This is a genomic window from Paraburkholderia sp. J69-1 (assembly GCF_905220255.1).
Taxonomy (GTDB): domain Bacteria; phylum Pseudomonadota; class Gammaproteobacteria; order Burkholderiales; family Burkholderiaceae; genus Paraburkholderia.
The window spans coordinates 319,424-335,707 of sequence record NZ_CAJMZG010000006.1 but is presented as its reverse complement, the minus strand read 5'-3'; the positions used below and the strand labels follow the sequence as shown (position 1 = coordinate 335,707).

13 protein-coding genes are annotated in these 16,284 nt (G+C 62.7%); 10 read left to right on the top strand and 3 right to left on the bottom strand.

Features of this window, described 5'->3' with window-relative positions; translation table 11 throughout:
• Window positions 1-22 precede the first annotated feature (22 nt).
• Window positions 23-1,363 (top strand): methyl-accepting chemotaxis protein, encoded by a 1,341-nt coding sequence (locus U5A67_RS13630; protein WP_321814971.1) that lies wholly within the window; start codon window positions 23-25, stop codon window positions 1,361-1,363.
• Between the two features lie 9 nt (window positions 1,364-1,372).
• Here the strand turns inward: U5A67_RS13630 and U5A67_RS13625 are convergent, their stop codons facing one another.
• Both U5A67_RS13625 and U5A67_RS13620 read right to left on the bottom strand, forming a co-directional pair.
• Window positions 1,373-3,184, bottom strand: a complete 1,812-nt coding sequence (locus U5A67_RS13625; RefSeq protein ID WP_321814735.1) for a PAS domain S-box protein — start codon at window positions 3,182-3,184, stop codon at window positions 1,373-1,375.
• Between the two features lie 53 nt (window positions 3,185-3,237).
• Window positions 3,238-4,359 carry an ABC transporter substrate-binding protein gene (locus U5A67_RS13620; protein ID WP_321814736.1) on the bottom strand — a complete coding sequence of 374 codons (1,122 nt, stop codon included), beginning with the start codon at window positions 4,357-4,359 and terminating at the stop codon, window positions 3,238-3,240.
• Window positions 4,360-4,697: 338 nt separating this feature from the next.
• Between U5A67_RS13620 and U5A67_RS13615 the strand changes: the two genes are divergently transcribed.
• The 5 genes from U5A67_RS13615 (at window position 4,698) to U5A67_RS13595 (ending at window position 7,881) form a co-directional block, all read left to right on the top strand.
• Window positions 4,698-4,979: a hypothetical protein gene (locus U5A67_RS13615; protein WP_241024190.1), complete on the top strand. Its 282-nt coding sequence runs from the start codon at window positions 4,698-4,700 to the stop codon at window positions 4,977-4,979.
• A gap of 13 nt (window positions 4,980-4,992) precedes the next feature.
• Complete coding sequence (locus U5A67_RS13610; protein ID WP_321814737.1) at window positions 4,993-6,450, top strand: ATP-binding protein; 1,458 nt, start codon at window positions 4,993-4,995, stop codon at window positions 6,448-6,450.
• A complete protein-coding gene (locus U5A67_RS13605) occupies window positions 6,447-7,079 on the top strand; it encodes a response regulator (RefSeq protein ID WP_205985834.1) in 633 nt (210 codons plus the stop codon). The genes U5A67_RS13610 and U5A67_RS13605 overlap by 4 nt, the downstream gene beginning before the upstream one ends.
• 151 nt (window positions 7,080-7,230) lie before the next feature.
• The gene (locus U5A67_RS13600; RefSeq protein ID WP_321814738.1) at window positions 7,231-7,476 is read left to right on the top strand and encodes a hypothetical protein; all 246 of its coding nucleotides are present in this window, start codon (window positions 7,231-7,233) and stop codon (window positions 7,474-7,476) included.
• A gap of 156 nt (window positions 7,477-7,632) precedes the next feature.
• Entirely contained in the window at window positions 7,633-7,881 is a 249-nt protein-coding gene (locus tag U5A67_RS13595) for a hypothetical protein (RefSeq protein ID WP_205985869.1), read from the top strand.
• A gap of 260 nt (window positions 7,882-8,141) precedes the next feature.
• Here U5A67_RS13595 and U5A67_RS13590 read toward each other — a convergent pair whose 3' ends face one another.
• A complete protein-coding gene (locus tag U5A67_RS13590; RefSeq protein ID WP_321814739.1) occupies window positions 8,142-8,951 on the bottom strand; it encodes an H-NS family nucleoid-associated regulatory protein in 810 nt (269 codons plus the stop codon).
• Window positions 8,952-9,257: 306 nt separating this feature from the next.
• Here U5A67_RS13590 and U5A67_RS13585 point away from each other — a divergent pair, with 306 nt between their 5' ends.
• The 4 genes from U5A67_RS13585 (at window position 9,258) to U5A67_RS13570 (ending at window position 16,101) form a co-directional block, all read left to right on the top strand.
• Complete coding sequence (locus tag U5A67_RS13585; protein WP_321814740.1) at window positions 9,258-10,157, top strand: LysR substrate-binding domain-containing protein; 900 nt, start codon at window positions 9,258-9,260, stop codon at window positions 10,155-10,157.
• Window positions 10,158-10,348: 191 nt separating this feature from the next.
• The gene (locus U5A67_RS13580; protein WP_321814741.1) at window positions 10,349-12,850 is read left to right on the top strand and encodes a CoA transferase; all 2,502 of its coding nucleotides are present in this window, start codon (window positions 10,349-10,351) and stop codon (window positions 12,848-12,850) included.
• 56 nt (window positions 12,851-12,906) lie between these two features.
• The gene (locus U5A67_RS13575) at window positions 12,907-14,583 is read left to right on the top strand and encodes a GMC family oxidoreductase (RefSeq protein WP_321814742.1); all 1,677 of its coding nucleotides are present in this window, start codon (window positions 12,907-12,909) and stop codon (window positions 14,581-14,583) included.
• 69 nt (window positions 14,584-14,652) lie between these two features.
• The gene (locus tag U5A67_RS13570; protein ID WP_321814743.1) at window positions 14,653-16,101 is read left to right on the top strand and encodes a cytosine permease; all 1,449 of its coding nucleotides are present in this window, start codon (window positions 14,653-14,655) and stop codon (window positions 16,099-16,101) included.
• Window positions 16,102-16,284: the final 183 nt, after the last annotated feature.

Here is a 16,284-nt window from a genome sequence, read left to right as displayed (position 1 = left end):
TTCCGGGGCAAAAAAATTGAAAATCACCATTGCGCAGCGACTCTCGCTGACCTTGTGCGTATCGCTGTGCGCGCTGGTTGTGACGTCCGCATTGTCGTTCTGGAATTTGCGCGGCGCGCAGCAGCGCTTCAGCGACGTGCAGACCCATATCGTGCCGGGCCTGATCGATCTCGATCAAACCCGGCAGGCGATGACCGACATGCGCAATGCGCTCTACCGGCATGCGCTGTCGAATGATCCTGCGCTCAAGGACGCGGCTTCGCAGGCCGTGCGCGCCGGGCTCGACCAGCACGTGGCCTATAACGTCGACGCCACGCGCAAATCGCGCGCGGCAGGCGATCTGGCCTATGCGCGTTCGCTCTGGTTCATGGGTGGTTTGACGGCGCTGGTGTTCGCCGCGAGTGTCGCGCTGGCCGTGTCCTTGTTTCGCGTCGTGGATGGCGGCTTGCGCGGCACGCGTTCGACGCTCGGCAAGGTCAGCGAATCGCTCGATCTCACGGCGCGCGCGCCGGTGCCGCGCATGGACGAGATCGGGCAGAGCGCGGCGGCGTTTAATCGCTTGATGGAGCGCTTTACGCAGGCGCTGGAATCGGTGCGGGCCACAAGCGAAGACATCGCCAGTACAACGAAGCAAATATCGATCGGCAATGCCGATCTCTCGGCACGTACCGAACAGCAGGCCGCTTCGCTGGAACAGACCGCCGCGAGCATGACGCAACTCACGCATACCGTGCAGCAAAGCGCGGGCAATGCGCGCGAAGCGAATCTGCTCGCCGGCAAAGCGGCGGGCATGGCCGAGGTGGGCAACCAGGCCGTGGCCAGCATGGTCGAAACCATCGGCAGGATTCACGAGAGTTCAAAACGTATCGCCGATATCACCGGGATGATCGACGGCATCGCTTTCCAGACCAATATTCTCGCGCTCAATGCGGCGGTGGAAGCAGCGCGCGCGGGCGAGCAGGGGCGCGGCTTTGCGGTTGTCGCCAGCGAGGTGCGGAGTCTCGCGCAGCGTTCGTCGTCGGCGGCCAAAGAGATCAAGACGCTGATCGAATCGTCGGCGCAACTGGTCGATGCGGGATCGGAGCAGGCCGCGAGCGTGGGCGTTACGATGGGGCAGGTGCGCGATGCGATACGTCAGGTGTCGGAGTTCGTCGACCAGATTGCCGCTGCATCGACGGAGCAAAGCGACGGCATCGAGCAGATCGATCGGGCGGTGCGCCAGATGGACGCCGTCACCCAGCAGAATGCCGCGCTGGTCGAGCAGGCAGCGGCCGCGGCGCTGTCGCTCGATGAACAGGCGCTGCATCTTGAACGTGCAGTGTCGGTGTTCGGCTTCGATGCGCGGCGCCGCGCGGAGGCCTGAAATAAGGCATCAACGCGGCGATGATGCGCGGGTTTCGTCGGCAGCAACGCCGTCGTGCACGCACTGCACCGTTTCGCCAAATACCAGACGCACGGTCGATCCCGCGCCTTCGCCGCTCGCGATATGGAACAGTGCGCCGATGATCCGCGCGCGTTCCTTCATGCCCTGCAGGCCATAGGAGCCGCGCTCAATCGCGTTGGATACGTCGAAGCCGCTGCCGTTGTCGCGCACTTCGAGTTCGTATCGATCCGCAGTGCGCAGAATCACTTCCACGCGCGTCGCGCGCGCGTGCCGGCTGACGTTGGTCAGCGCTTCCTGCACGATGCGGAACACGGCGGTGGCGCGGTCGTCGCTCAGCGCAGGTTCGCAGCCTTCGAGCCGGAACGTGCAGCGAATCGCATTGTGTTTCGCGAAGTCCTGCACCAGCCACTCCAGCGCCGAAATCAGCCCGAAGTTCAGCGCCGCCGGCCGCAAATGGCTGGCGACGTTGCGCACGATATCGATCGTGCGCTCGGCCAGATCGCCGATATCGCGGCACTTGTGCGTCCAGTCGCCGCCCTGGGCCAGCACCATCTTCAGCAGCGACACATTGATCTTGATGGCGGTGAGCAATTGCCCGAGTTCATCGTGAATCGTCATGGCAATTTGCCGCCGCTCTTCTTCGCGGATCGATTCCTGGTGCGCGGAAAGCTGGCGCAACTGCTCGCGCGAATCACGCAGCGCGCGCTCGGTGCGCATGCGCTCGCGCACTTCCTGTTCCAGCTGGTCGCGATGGCGCACGAGTTCTTCCATCGCCTGCTTGCGCGAGGTGATATCCGTGAGCTGCCCTTCGAGTGCAGGCAGGCTCGACGAATCGCAATAGGTGCCGCGCGCATTCAGCAGACACCAGACGGTGCTGCCATCCGCGCGCGTGAGGGCGATTTCCATCCCGGCGATCTTGTCGCTCTGGTTCAGCATCGAAAACAATTGTTCGACGTGTGGCGGCGAAAACGGCGCGGCGCCGGATTTCATGCTCGCGTGCTTCTGCGAGGTGATCAGACTGGTCACATTGGGAAAGCCGAATAGCCGCGCCATCGCCGGATTGGCTTCCTGCAGCGCGCCATGCCGATCGAGCACGAAGATGCCTTCCAGTGCGTTCTCGACGATGCTGCGGTATTTGCGCTCGCTTTCCTTGAGCGAGGCGGTGGAGTCGTGCAGCCGCCCGGCCATCAGGTTCACGCGCGCGGCGAGGCGGCCGAGTTCGGCGCTCGACTCGATCACGCAGCGGCTTTGCAGATCGCCGCCGGCAATGCGGTCCACCATTTCCTCGAGACGGCGAATGGGCTCGCGCACGAGATGGCGAATCAGCAGGAAAGTGACGACATACACCACGAGCAGGGCAAGCGCGAGCGTGCCCAGAATCGCGGCACGCGCCGTGGCGAAACCGCTTTTCGCCACGGCCTTCGTGAGCACGACCCGCACTTCGCCCAGCCGCTCGCGCGGCGCATTGCCGGGCGGCGTGAATTCGATCGGCTTCACGCGCACGACTTCTTCGCCGGGGCGCGGTTCGCGCGCGTTGCTGACATCGGCGAGCACGCCATAGCGGGTCGCGGTGACCGTGAAGCGCACGACTTCGGGATTCGGCATGAGCGTGTTCAACTGCCGCACGATGGCGTCGCGATCGATATTCCAGAGCGGTTGCGCCAGCGACTGGCCGAGCAGATCGGCGATGCGGTTGGCGCGCTCGTTGAGTTCGACGATGCGCCGCTCGCGCGCGTGCTCCAGCACCACGAACGCCGATGTGCCGGCCACCAGCGTGCCGAGTACCACCAGCGATAGCATCAACCGGGCGTGCAGGCTGCGTGGGAAGCAGCGGCGTAACCGCGTTCGCCAATTCATGCGAACCGCGCAGCGGAATTCAGCATGGGCTGGAGGTTGAAGTCATACGCGCTGGCGCCGCCGCGCGCGAGGCGCGAAAACGCGCTGAAATCGGGCGCTTCGGCGCGTTCGAACACGACGTTGTAATAACGCGCGGCATCTTTGCCGTGCAGCACTTTCAGATAGTCGAGCCGTTGGCGCGCGCCGCCGGCCTGCGCGAAGTCCGCGCCGTGATGGTAGTCGTGCAGCAGCACCATGGCGCAGGCGCCGATAAACTGATCGCCCGCAACGATGGCGGCAAGCTCGCCGTGCATCACGGATTCGACCGCTTGCGGCAAAGCCCCCAGTCCGCCGACGATCGCCTTCGCATGACGATCGCGCACGGCGCTCATGGCGCCCAGCGTCATCGAATCGTTAGCAGCCCAGACGATATTGGCGTCGGGATAACGGGCCAGCAGCACGAGCGCCTTGTCGCGCCCGTCGTCGTAACTCCAGTCGCCGTAGACCAGTTGGCAGGTGCGATCCTGCGGGCGCTGCGCCAGCGCGGATTGCACGCCGTCGGCGCGTTCGTGCGAAACCGGTGTGGCCGGGTCGCCGGTAATGCCGATCACGCGCGCAGGGGCCGCGCCGTTGCGCGCGCGTAGATAATCCATCAGACGAAAACTGCCGCGTTGCGCATCGGCCGTGACCGTGCCGATCCAGTTGGCGATCGCGCCGCGCTCGCTGCCAATGGCGGCGCGCTGTGCGGCCGTGAGATCGTTGTGGATCAGCAGGACTTTCGCGGACGAGCGCGAGAGCGTTTGCAGCATCGTCGGCGCGGTCATTTTCTCGTTGACGATGACGACGTAATCCGGCGCCACGGCCCGCGCGACGATCGATTCGGCCTGACGCAGCATCAGCAGATGGTCGCGCTCGGCGTAGATGACTTCGAGTTCCATGCCGAAACGCTGCGCCGTGGCGGCCATGAAGCGCGAGACGATCTGCCAGTGCGGGCCGCTGCTGCCTTGCACGCGTTCGCCGGGATTCAGGAATACGATCCGCGCTGCAGGGCGGCTTGCGGGCATGGCCCATGACGCTGGCGCCGCCGCCAAGGCTGCGCTCGCGGCCAGGCAGCGCGCCAACATCTGTCTTCTGTTCATGACCATTTTCGGGCGAACCGGTTCGTCCAATTGCATTGCCCGACGCCCCTGACGCCGATCCAGCGCGCAGCATACCCCGCCGCAATGACACACACAATCCGCATAAATTGGCGCAACGGGCCGCGAATGAGTGACAGAACGTCGCGCATTGCGCTCAGGGAACAGTTCGCCGTTAAGGATTTCCTGACAAGGAATTCAGCAGACTTCCCGCCTCGTTTGCAGCGCGGGACGACTGGACTCGATCCGTTGCAGCCGCCATATTGATCCGGACGAATCTGGGCAAACCGTGTCGCAGCAAGAGGCAGAGCGTGATGACTTCACCCATGCAGGACCGCAGGATGCACATTGAAGAGGCCGATACGCTATGCCTGCGCCTGTTCGACAACTGGTGCGAAACCCGCGCGCTTACGCCGCTGGCCTATCTGATGCACTGCTGGCCGCTGCTAGATCAAGGTATCGACAGGATCTTGCGTTTGCAGGAAACGCTGAAAGAGTTGCGCGCGTTTCATGGCGACCAACTGGATGCCGAGGCGCTGACGATGCTCGACGCGCTGTTTCGCTGTCTCGATGCGCTGATCGACCGGGAATCCACGCCCGTCGCCTTGCGGCTGGCGAGTTGAGCGCGACGCCCGCATGACCCTGAACGGCGAGTCTCATCGCACGATTCTGCTGGGCGGCGCGCTGGCGGGCGACGAAGCCGCTGTGGCCGCCGTGGCGCAGACGCTCGCCGCGCAGGATTGCCGTCTGCTGACGGCCCGCGACGGCGCACAGGCGAGGGCACTCGCCCAGGCCGCGCGCCCCGACCTGATCCTGCTGGACGAGGACTTGCTCGCGACCTGTCGCGAACTCAAGCACGACGAGGCCACGCGCGAAATCCCCGTGATCCTCGTGCTGTCGGCGGGTTCGCATGAAGCGCTGCATGAATCCATCGCGGCGAGCTACGACGCAGGCGCTGCCGATCATCTTCTGAAGCCTGTTTGCGCAAGAGAACTGGCCGCGCGCGTGAGCACGCAACTGGCGCTCGCGCGACTCATGCGTCCAGTCCACGCGCCCGCACACGCTCACGCGAACGTTATCGACGCCTCCAGCCCGGTCGCGCTGTGCGTAACAGCGATGCCCGGCGGCGAACTCCTGTACGCGAACGAACCGTTGCGCCAGCTATTGCGCCTCGACGAAGGCACGAGCGCGCAGGTCAATATCGTCGACTTCTATGTCGATCGCAGCGTGCGCGAGCGGCTGATCCGCCACCTCGCATCGGAAGGCAATCTGCTCGATGCCGAAGTCGAATTGCGCCGGCGCGACGGCACGCAACTCTGGGCGCTGGCCAATGCGCGCGTCGCGACTTATGACGACGTGCCGGCCATCTTTGTCGGCCTCTACGATATTTCCGGGCGCAAGCAGATCGAGCAGGAACTGGTGCGCTCGCGCGAGCAGCAGCGCGAACTGTTCGGCTATTTCGACAGCGCGGGCGAGGACGAGCGCAAACGCAGCGCTTTCCAGATTCAGGACGAAGTGGGGCAACTGCTGACCGCCCTGAAAATGGACGTCTCGCTGCTGCGTATGCGCGTGCGCGAAGATGCCGATGCCATCAGCAAGACCGACGACATGCGCGCGCTGGTCGAGCGCTCGATCTGGACCGTCCGCAATGTGGCGAGTCATCTACGGCCTGCTGCGCTAAACTTCGGCATCGCTTCCGCGCTCGAATGGCTCGCCGAGGATTTCAGCCGCCGGCATGCCATCGCCTGCGAACTGCGTGTCGAAGGCACCGAGCCTGCCTTGTCCGATATGCGCGCGACGGTGCTGTTTCGTATTGTCGAGTCGGCGCTGGATAATGTCGCGCGCCACGCGGGCGCGCAGCGCGTGCAAATGAGCCTGGCAAACCGCAACTCGATCGATCTGACCATACGCGACGATGGCTGCGGCTTTAACGCATCGACGGGTGGCGCCGGTTCTGCAAGGCACGCTTACGGGCTGCTCGGCATGGCCGAACGCGCGCGGCTGCTCGACGGCACGGTGCGGATCGACAGCGCGCTAGGCAAGGGCACGACCGTATCGATACATATTCCGCTCGAGGGCACGACGCATACATGATCAGGATTCTCATCGCGGATGACCACGCCATCGTGCGTGGCGGGCTCAAGCAGATCATCGCAACGACGCACGATATCGTCGTCACGGCCGAAGCCGCGCAGGGCTCGGAAGTCGTCGATAAACTGCGCAGCTGCGAGATCGATCTGCTGCTGCTGGACATGACGATGCCGGGCATCAGCGGCGTCGATCTGATCCGCCGCGTGCGCGCCGACCGGCCCAGCTTGCCGGTGCTGGTGCTGAGCATCCACAACGAAGCGCAGGTGGCTTCGCGGGCCTTGCGCGCGGGCGCGACCGGTTATGTGACCAAGGACAGCGATCCCGATGTGCTGCTCGCCGCCATCCGCAAGCTGGCCGAAGGCGGCCGCTTCATCGACCCCAAGCTGGTGGACGCGCTGGTGTTCGACAAGCATGCCGGCGACGAGCCGCCGCATGAAGTGCTGTCCGACCGCGAATTCCAGGTGCTGCAGATGCTGGCGGCGGGGCGCAGTATCAACGATATCGCCGATGCCTGCGCCCTGAGCGCCAAAACCATCAGCACGCACAAGATGCGCCTCATGCAGAAGCTCGGCCTGACCAATAACGCCGAGGTGATCCGCTACGCGATCCGTCATGGATTGATCGCCGAATAGGCGCGCTGCCCGGCGCGCGTGCTGAAGGAAATCCTGACGCCGGAACCAGATTCTCCCGAGGGAACTATCCGTTGCCGCCGATATTGCGCGGCCCGGCGCTTGCCTACGATGCTTTCAGGAACCCGGGTGGCTCATACGGCAGGAGATCGGCATGACGGTGCAGCAGTCGCTTCGCATGGCAGTGGTCAAATGGCTCGCCCCGGGAGACGGGCATACGGTGCGTGTGCTGACTGTGCAACGCTGCACGGCGGGCCGGATTGTCAGCGTATGTGTCGAAATGGAGGGCGCGAACGGCCCGCGCGCGCTGTTTTTCTTTCGTCATGCCGACCGCGAATGGCGGGTGTTTTCGCCCGACCGCGCGCGTCCGGCGATGGGAATCGAGCGGATGTCGACATAATCCACGCAGCGATTGCGCTTCTGAAGTATTGTCATTAAAGGCAGCGCGCAGAAGAAGATAAGCAAACGTAAGGGACCACAGTAAGGGACCACAGTAAGGGACCACAGTAAGGGACCACAGTAAGGGACCACAGTAAGGGACCACAAGGAGCGGCCAATGCGAGTCACAGCATCGCTGGAGGTGCAGGGGGCGCAGGAGCTTGAGGAGGCGGTGGAGGCCCTGTCGGTGTACGAGACAGAGTTGCGTGCGTGGATGAGTCAGTGGTTCGACCACGCCGTTCTGCAGGGGCTCGTGCGACCGCCTTTTCTGCTCGACGAGGTCAAGGCCCGGCGTCTGGAGGGATTGTTTATTGCGGGGCTCACACCGGGCGAGGGCGCGCAGGCGTTTTTCGGCGTCGCCCACTGACGCGTTCATCGAATGCAGCACGAATGCAAAAAGGCCGGCAAGCGCCAAACGCTTGCCGGCCTTTTTTTGCCGTATAAAAAAGCCGCGAAAGCTACCGCGACGTAAAGAGCTCCAGCATCGGGTAACGCTGGAACCTGAGAGAGGGTGTATGAGGCAACGTCAACTTGCGGACCATCGTACCGCCTCTCTCACGCCGCGACTTATAGGTAATCGCTGAATCTCCGTTAAGGATTTTCTGCTTTTATCCGGCCAGGACGTACTTATTCAGCGGTTGCCGTGATCGGCAGGTCGACCGCTTGAGCCGGCGCTTCGACCGCTGCGACCGGAGCCGCCGCTTCCTGCACCTTGCTCACGGCTGCGGCTTTCTTTGCCGGAGCCTTTTTCTTTGCTGCGGGCTTCTTCGCGACGGCGGCCTTCTTTGCCGGTGCCGCCTTCTTCGCCGCGACCGGCTTTTCAGCAGGTGCTACCTTCTTTGCGACGGCTGCTTTCTTAGCCGGCGCTGCCTTCTTTGCGACCGCCGCTTTCTTTGCGGTTGCCGGCTTTTTCGCGGCTTGTGCTTCCGTTGCGGGACGGGCAGTTTCTGCAATCAGAAAGCGCGTGCGGTCCTTGGCGTTGGCGATCCAGGCGGGTGCACGGCCACGGCCGCTCCACGTTGCGCCGGTCTTGGGATCGCGATAGAGCGCCGGTTGCGGACCGCGCACATAGTTGCCGGCCTTGCTGGCCTTCACCGGAGCGACTGCTGCCGCCGATGCCGATTCAGCGCCTGCCACGAGGAACTTGCTGCGATCTTTTGCGTTGGCGATCCAGTGCGGTGCGCGGCCATGACCCGACCAGGTTGCACCGCTCTTCGGGTCGCGGTACTTCGCCACCGTTGCGGTCTTGACGGCACTGGCCGCCTTCGCGCCGCGACGCTTGCCTGCGTGCGCCTCGATGTCGGAAAGGCTGATGCCGTGCTTGCTCATCAAGTCGCGGATCTTGTTCAAGACGACGATCGATTTGCTGGCGGCGATGGCTTGTGCCTGCGCCTGAAGCTTTGCAATTTTCGTCTGAATGGATTCGAGCGTTGCCATTTTTTTCTTTCCCTGAAGTTAGTTGGACGCACTATGCCACATTGCGAATTGATTTTGTGAAAGTGCACGCAATATTGTGATTTCAATGCGTGCTCTTTCGATTTCCAACTATTTCCTGACGGCTCTTTCTGGAGAGAATGAGTTGGTGGTGGACGAACGGGCAAGCTTTCATTTGAGTGAGTTCGTTGTCACTTCTTGCATGTCGGGGTGTTGGGTGGTCAGACAAAATCACTCGAAATCCTTATCGCTTTGTCATGCAGATCACCGTACGATGCAGATCGCCCGTTACCTGAAAACGCCTTTCCGATGAAAAGATTGCCTCCGCTCAACTGGCTTCGTGCATTTGAATCGTCCGCGCGACACCTGAGCTTTACGCATGCCGCGAATGAATTGAGTCTGACGCAGGCCGCCGTTAGTCAGCAGGTCAAGGGACTCGAATCGCATCTGGGCACGGCGTTGTTTCGCCGTCTTCCGCGTGGAATAGAAATGACCGATGCGGGGCTCGCGTATCTGCCGGTCGTGCACGAAGCGATCGAAAGACTGGCGGTGGCAACCGATGAGATCTTTGGCCGCATCAATCTGCGCGTTCTGACCGTGCGCGTCAGTCTGGTGTTCTATACGCAATGGCTTGCCGTGCGTCTGCCTGCATTTCGCGCCTTGCATCCGGGAATCAGTCTGCGCATCACCAGCAATATCTGGGGTGGAGACAGTTGCGTAACCGATGTCGATGCGGATCTCGAGATTCGCCACGGCCATGGAAAATGGTCAGGATTACGTGCGGAACGCCTGACGTGGGACACGCTGATTCCCGTCTGCGCGCCGGGTCTGCCTTGCTCAGAAAGGCCGCTTGCCAAACCGAAGGACCTTGCCGCACATGAACTGCTGCACGTGCTCGGCTACGAAGAAGGCTGGGGTTACTGGTTGCGCAAGGCGGGCGCGGCGAAGGTCGATTCGTCGTCGGGCATGCATTTCGATACGCTGATTTCCGCGCTGAAAGCCGCCGAACTGGGACAGGGCGTCGCGCTCGCGCGTTCGTCGCTGGTCGAGCAGATGCTGGCGGACGGTCAACTGGTCGCGCCGCTCAAACCTCATCTGCCGACCGACGAAGCCTTCTGGCTGGTGTACTCGCCGCACAGCATCGTTAACCCGAATGCAAAGGCTTTTGTCGACTGGCTCGTCGAAACGGCAAACCACGCCCATCCCTGATGCCAGCGCAGCCATAAGAAAAACCGCCCCTCAGTCGTTTTTTTTATCGTTTTACCGCCGCCCCGCTCTAGCCGAAAGTCTGCTCCGGGCGCGCCGCCTGATCGCTGCACCGATCGCTGCGCGGCGCCGCCAGCCCATAACACGACGAGCCGCAGACGGCCACGCGCCGCTGTGCTGGAGGCAGGACGGAGATGACGGAAGCACAAGACAAGCGCCCGCTGAGCGGCGTCAACGTGGTCGACTTCGGCCAATACATCGCCGGGCCGGCGGTCGCGATGATACTCGCGGATCTCGGCGCGAAGGTGATTCATATCGATCCGCCCGGCGGCCCGCTCTGGGATAGTCCCGCCAATGCCGTACTCAATCGCAACAAGCTCACGGTCCAGCTCGATCTGAAGACCGCCGGGGGCCGCGCCGATGCGCTCGCGTTGATCGAACGCGCCGACATCGTGATCGAGAACTTCCGTCCAGGCGTGCTCGACCGGCTTGGCATCCGCTTCGCCGATCTGCGCGCGGCGCGTGCCGACCTGATCACGCTTTCCCTGCCGGGCTTCGCCAGCAACGACGTCTTGCGCCGCGAATGGCGCGCGTTCGAGCCGATCATCGCATCGGCGTCCGGCGTCTTCACCGACATGGGACAGAACCGTGTGCTGATGGGGATTAACCCGAGCTTTTCGCCGCTGCCGCTGGCTTCGTCGTACGGCACGATGCTGGGCGTCGCTTCCGTCGTGCTGGCGCTGCAGGCCCGCGAACGTACGGGGCGCGGCGACGGCATTGAAGTCCCGCTTTCGTCGGCGGTTCTGGAAGGGCTTTCGTACAACTCGATCAAGATCGACGACTATCCGCAGCGCTATAAAACGCTGCGCGAAAAAGAAGTCGAGCGCCGCCGCGCCGCAGGATTGCCGATGGATCTTTCATACGAGGCATTGCAGGAATATCTCGATCCGTTTTACCGCACTTATGAATGTGCCGATGGGCGCAAGTTCTATGCGGTTTGTCCGTCGCACAACGCGCACGCCAAACGTTGCCTGATAGCGATGGGCCTTTACGAAGAAATGATCGAGGCCGGACTGCCGACGGTCGCAGATTGCTATCGCCCCGTAGCGGAGTGGGAAGGCGATGCGTCGCTGGGCGTGTATCCGCTACCGGCGCATTGGGCGGCTCGCATCGCCGCGCGTATGAAAGCGGTGTTCCTCACGAAAACAGCCGCCGAGTGGGAGCGCATTTTTGGCGAAGGTGGCTTTCCGGGCGCCGCGCACCGCAGCACGCAGGAGTGGTTGCATGACGATCACGCGAATGCCGCCGGTCTCGTGCTGGAGGCGCATGATCCCGAATTCGGCACGATTAAGCAGCCGGGCCCGGTTGCCTGGCTCGAAGACAGCGCTGAAGCGATGCTCGCGCCGGCGCCGCGCTGCGCGGTGTCCGCTGCCGAAGCCCTCGCTGCGCTCGACGCCACGGCGCGCCCGGCGCGAGCGGTCAGTCCTCGCGATGACGTCGGCGGCTGGCTCGACGGCGTGCGCGTCCTCGATCTGACCAACGTGATCGCCGGTCCGCATTCGACGTCTTTCCTCGGCCGCTTCGGCGCGGAAGTCATCAAACTGGACCCCGTTACGCCGAATTACGATCCGTGGAATACGGTGGTCTTCGGCATGTCGTCCGCGCGCGGCAAGCAAAGCATGTTGGTCGATCTCGGTAAGGACGAAGGGCGGCAGGTGTTCCAGACGCTAGCCCGTTCGGTCGACGTGATCGTGATGAATGCGCCCGACCGGCAACTCGCGCCGCTGGGTCTGGACGAAGCCAGTCTGCGTGCATTGAATCCGGGTGTGGTGTTTTGTCAGCTAGATTGTTTCGGCGGCCCCAGGCGCGGCCCGCGAACGGACTATCTCGGCTACGACGATCTGATCCAGGCCTGCACGGGCATCATGGTGCGTTTTGGCGGCGGCATGGCGACGCCGGAAGAGCACGCGCATGTCGGCACCATCGACGTGATGTGCGGCTTTGCAGCGGCGCTGGGCGTGGCCGCCGCGTTGTACCGCAAGGCCCGTACCGGCGCGGGTGGCCGCGCACGGACGTCGCTGGCCGCGCTCGGCAACCTGGTGCAGATTCCGTTCTGCTACGACTACGCTGGCCGCGCGCCGTTCGACGAGCCGTCGGGACGCGAGGCTACGGGATTCGGGCCGCTGTCGCGATTCTTCCGCGCGGCCGACGGCTGGATCTACGTGCATACCGATGAAAGCGAAGTCGAACGGCTCGACGGTATCGAAGGTCTGCACGGCATTGCCGGTTCGCCAGCTCCGGCCGATTTTCTCGCCCACGCGCTCGCAGCGGATTCGGCCGCAAACTGGCAAACCCGGCTGCAAGCCGCCAATATCGCGGCCGCCGTGCCAGACAACCTGGACAATCTGCGCCGCAGCGCCAGCCGTCCCGCCGACGGCGAACCCGGCATCGATCGCGGCAGCTATGCGTTCAGCGTCTACGAGTCGCATCCCAGCGGACATCGTGTGACCCAGCTCGATCCCGTTGCCGTTCGACCCGCCAATGCGCCCGTTCGCGCACCGGCGCCCGCAGAAAAATTCGGCGCTTCGACGCGCACGATCATGCGCTCGCTCGGTTATTCCGAAGGCCTGATCGATTCGCTGATCGACCGTGGCGCGATTGGCGTGAGCTGGTCGAAAGAGTATCTGCCGAGCTGATCGGCTTCCGGTTCAATCGATTCAGATCTACTACATCGTCAGTTATGCAAAATGAAATGATATCGAAACGGCAATCACTCGGCGATTTCGACTTTATCGTGATCGGCGGCGGGACTGCGGGATGTGCGCTGGCCAACCGCCTTAGCGAAGACGCCAGGGTATCCGTGCTGCTGCTCGAAGCGGGCGGAAAAGACAACTATCACTGGATTCATGTGCCAGTAGGCTATCTGTACTGTATTGGCAATCCGCGCACCGACTGGAAATTCCGCACGGAAGACGAGCAGGGCCTGAATGGCCGCTCGCTCAGTTATCCGCGCGGCCGCGTGCTGGGTGGCTGTTCGTCGATCAACGGCATGATTTATATGCGCGGCCAGCGCGAAGATTACGACGAATGGGCGCACATAACCGGCGACGCGGGCTGGCGCTGGGAATCGGTCCTGCCGGTTTTCCGCCGCAGCGAGGATTACCACGGCGGCGCGAGTGAGTTGCATGGCGCGGGCGGTCCCTGGCGCGTCGAGAAACAGCGCCTGCGCTGGCCGATACTCGAAGTCTTTTCGCAAGCGGCGCAGCAGAGCGGCATACCCGCGACGGTGGATTTCAACGGGGGCGATAACAACGGCGTGGGCTACTTCGATGTCAATCAACGTCGCGGCATTCGCTGGAATACGTCAAAGGCATTTCTCCGGCCAGCCGCGCATCGAAACAATCTCACGGTCGTCACGCTGGCTCAAACTGAGCGCCTGAAATTCGACGGTAAGCACTGCGTGGGTGTCGAAGTCACCGTCGATGGCGTGCCGATGCAAGCCACCGCGCGGCGCGAAGTGATTTCATGCGCGGGTGCCGTCAATTCGCCGAAGCTGCTTGAATTGTCGGGCATCGGCGACCCGGACCGGCTGGCGGCATTGGGCATTCCGGTGCGTGCCGCGCGACTTGGCGTTGGCGAAAATCTCCAGGACCATTTGCAATTGCGCATGGTGTTTCGCATCGACGGCGCGACTACGCTCAATACCTTGAGCGCGTCCTGGTGGGGCAAATTGCGTATCGGGCTGCAATACGCGCTGGACCGCAGCGGTCCGATGGCCATGTCGCCGTCGCAATTGGGCATTTTCACGTCCACCCGCTTCGGCAGCGCGAATCGTCCCGATGTGCAGTATCACGTGCAACCGCTTTCTCTGGACCGATTCGGCGAGCCGCTGCACGGGTTCGATGCGATTACAGCATCGGTTTGCCAGTTGCGTCCCACGTCGCGCGGCAGCATTCATGCTGTATCGGCCGATTCTTTTGCGCCGCCGCGCATCGCGCCGAATTATCTCTCCACCGAACTCGACCGCAAGGTCGCGGCCGATGCGCTGCGCCTCACACGACGGATCGCGGCGGCGCCCGCATTGGCGCCGTTCCATCCGCGCGAAGTGCTGCCGGGCCTTGAATTCCAGAGCGAAGAAGAGTTGCAGCGCGCTGCCGGCAATGTGGGCACGACGATCTTTCATCCGGTCGGCACCTGCCGCATGGGGCGAATCGAAGACAGCGACGCGGTGGTCGATTCGCGCTTGCGCGTGATTGGCGTCACGGGTCTGCGCGTAGTCGACGCCTCGATCATGCCGACGATTACCTCGGGCAACACGAATTCCCCCACCTTGATGATCGCCGAGCGCGCAAGCGACATGATTCGCGAAGACTGGGCGAATGCGCGAAACATCGCATTGGTTCGCGACGACGAGGAACGGGTCGCCTGAACACGTAGTTCGCGCGAGCGGGTGGCGCGCCGCTGACCCCCGCGACAATTAAAACTCTTGGAGACAGTGATGCAACACAGCAGCTCTACGGTGGTCGCGGAGCCCACGAAGCCGCGCCTGGGAGTCGAGCGTCGGTCGATCGACTATATTCCGCACGCCGAGCGTCACGGGAAAATCTGGCAACTCGGCACGATCTGGTTTTCCGGATCGACGCAGATCGCCACGCTGGCCGTCGGCGCGCTGGGCGGGGCGATGGGATCGAATCTGCTCTGGACCGCGATTGCGGCGGTGCTCGGCGCGGCGTTCGGGACTTTCTTCATGGCGTTCCACTCGACGCAAGGGCCGCAACTCGGTCTGCCGCAGATGATTCAATCGAGGCCGCAATTCGGGTATATGGGCGCGTTGCTGGTGTGGGTCGTCGCGCTTGTTACCTACGTCGGCTATAACGCATTCAATCAGGTGCTGGCGGGAGATTCGCTGCATCATCTTCTGCATATCGACGCACATGTCGGGCTGATTGCGTTCACCGTGCTATCGCTGGCCGTGGCATTCCTCGGTCATGACTGGATTCATCAGGCGCAGCAATGGCTGGCGGTGATGATGGTCGTCGTGTTGTCGATCCTTTCCATCGGTATTGTGACGACGGTGCATTTCGATGCGGCCATGTTCAGCGTGAGCGGGTTTCGCAGCGTGCCGTTCTTTGTGCAGTTTTTCGCTGCTGCCGCTTATCAGTTGAGCTGGGCGATCTATGTATCCGACTATTCGCGCTACATGCCGGCCAATGTTGGCGTACGAGCTTCGTTCTGGTGGACCTATCTGGGCGCATTCATCGGCGGCGCGTGGATGATGCTGATTGGCGCGGCGGCTGCGGCCATTCATGTGAAGACCGATATTGGCGCAGCGGTGAAGCAGGTGGGCGATGCCATTTACCCGGGCCTCGGCGGGTTGACGCTGGTGCTGTCCGTGGCCACGCTCGTGACGATGGCGAGTCTCAACTTCTACGGTGCGTCGCTGACGCTCATGAGTATTGCGGATTCGCTGAAATTGTCGAAGCCAACGGTTCGCGCGCGTTGTGTCAGCCTGATTGTCGTTGCCGTCGTGGCAACCGCGATTGCTCTCGCCGCTTCCGGCGACTTTATGGCGAAATTCGGCGATTTCCTTGGCGTTCTGCTCTATCTGTTCACGCCCTGGACGGCGATCAATCTGGTCGACTTTTACTTTGTCCGCAAAACGGAATATTCCGTGCGCGAGATTTTCAATCCGCGAGGCATGTATGGGCGATGGAACTGGCGTGGTCTGAGCGCCTATTTCATTGGCTTTGCCGCGATGCTGCCGTTTTCGTCGACGGGCTTCTATATTGGCCCGCTGGCGCGTATGCTCGGCAATATCGACATGGGTATGGTGATTGGCCTGGTGGTGTCCGCGAGTGTCTATTGGGTGGCTTGCCTGTCACTGGATACGCGTGCGGAGCGCAGCCTGGCGCGCGACGCCGATCGTGGCCTCGATAGCAATATCTGATAGCGGTATTTCCCAAAAACTCTCGACCAGCCAGGCGATAGACCGCCTGGCTTTTCTCATTTCAGCGCGATTAACCCCCGTTCGAGGAAAGGTACTTTCGCGCGCATCGTATTAATCATCTCGCAAGCTGCGCCGACAATCGCGACCTTATGCGCGCACGGTCCCTGCGCGCGCCGCCTTTCC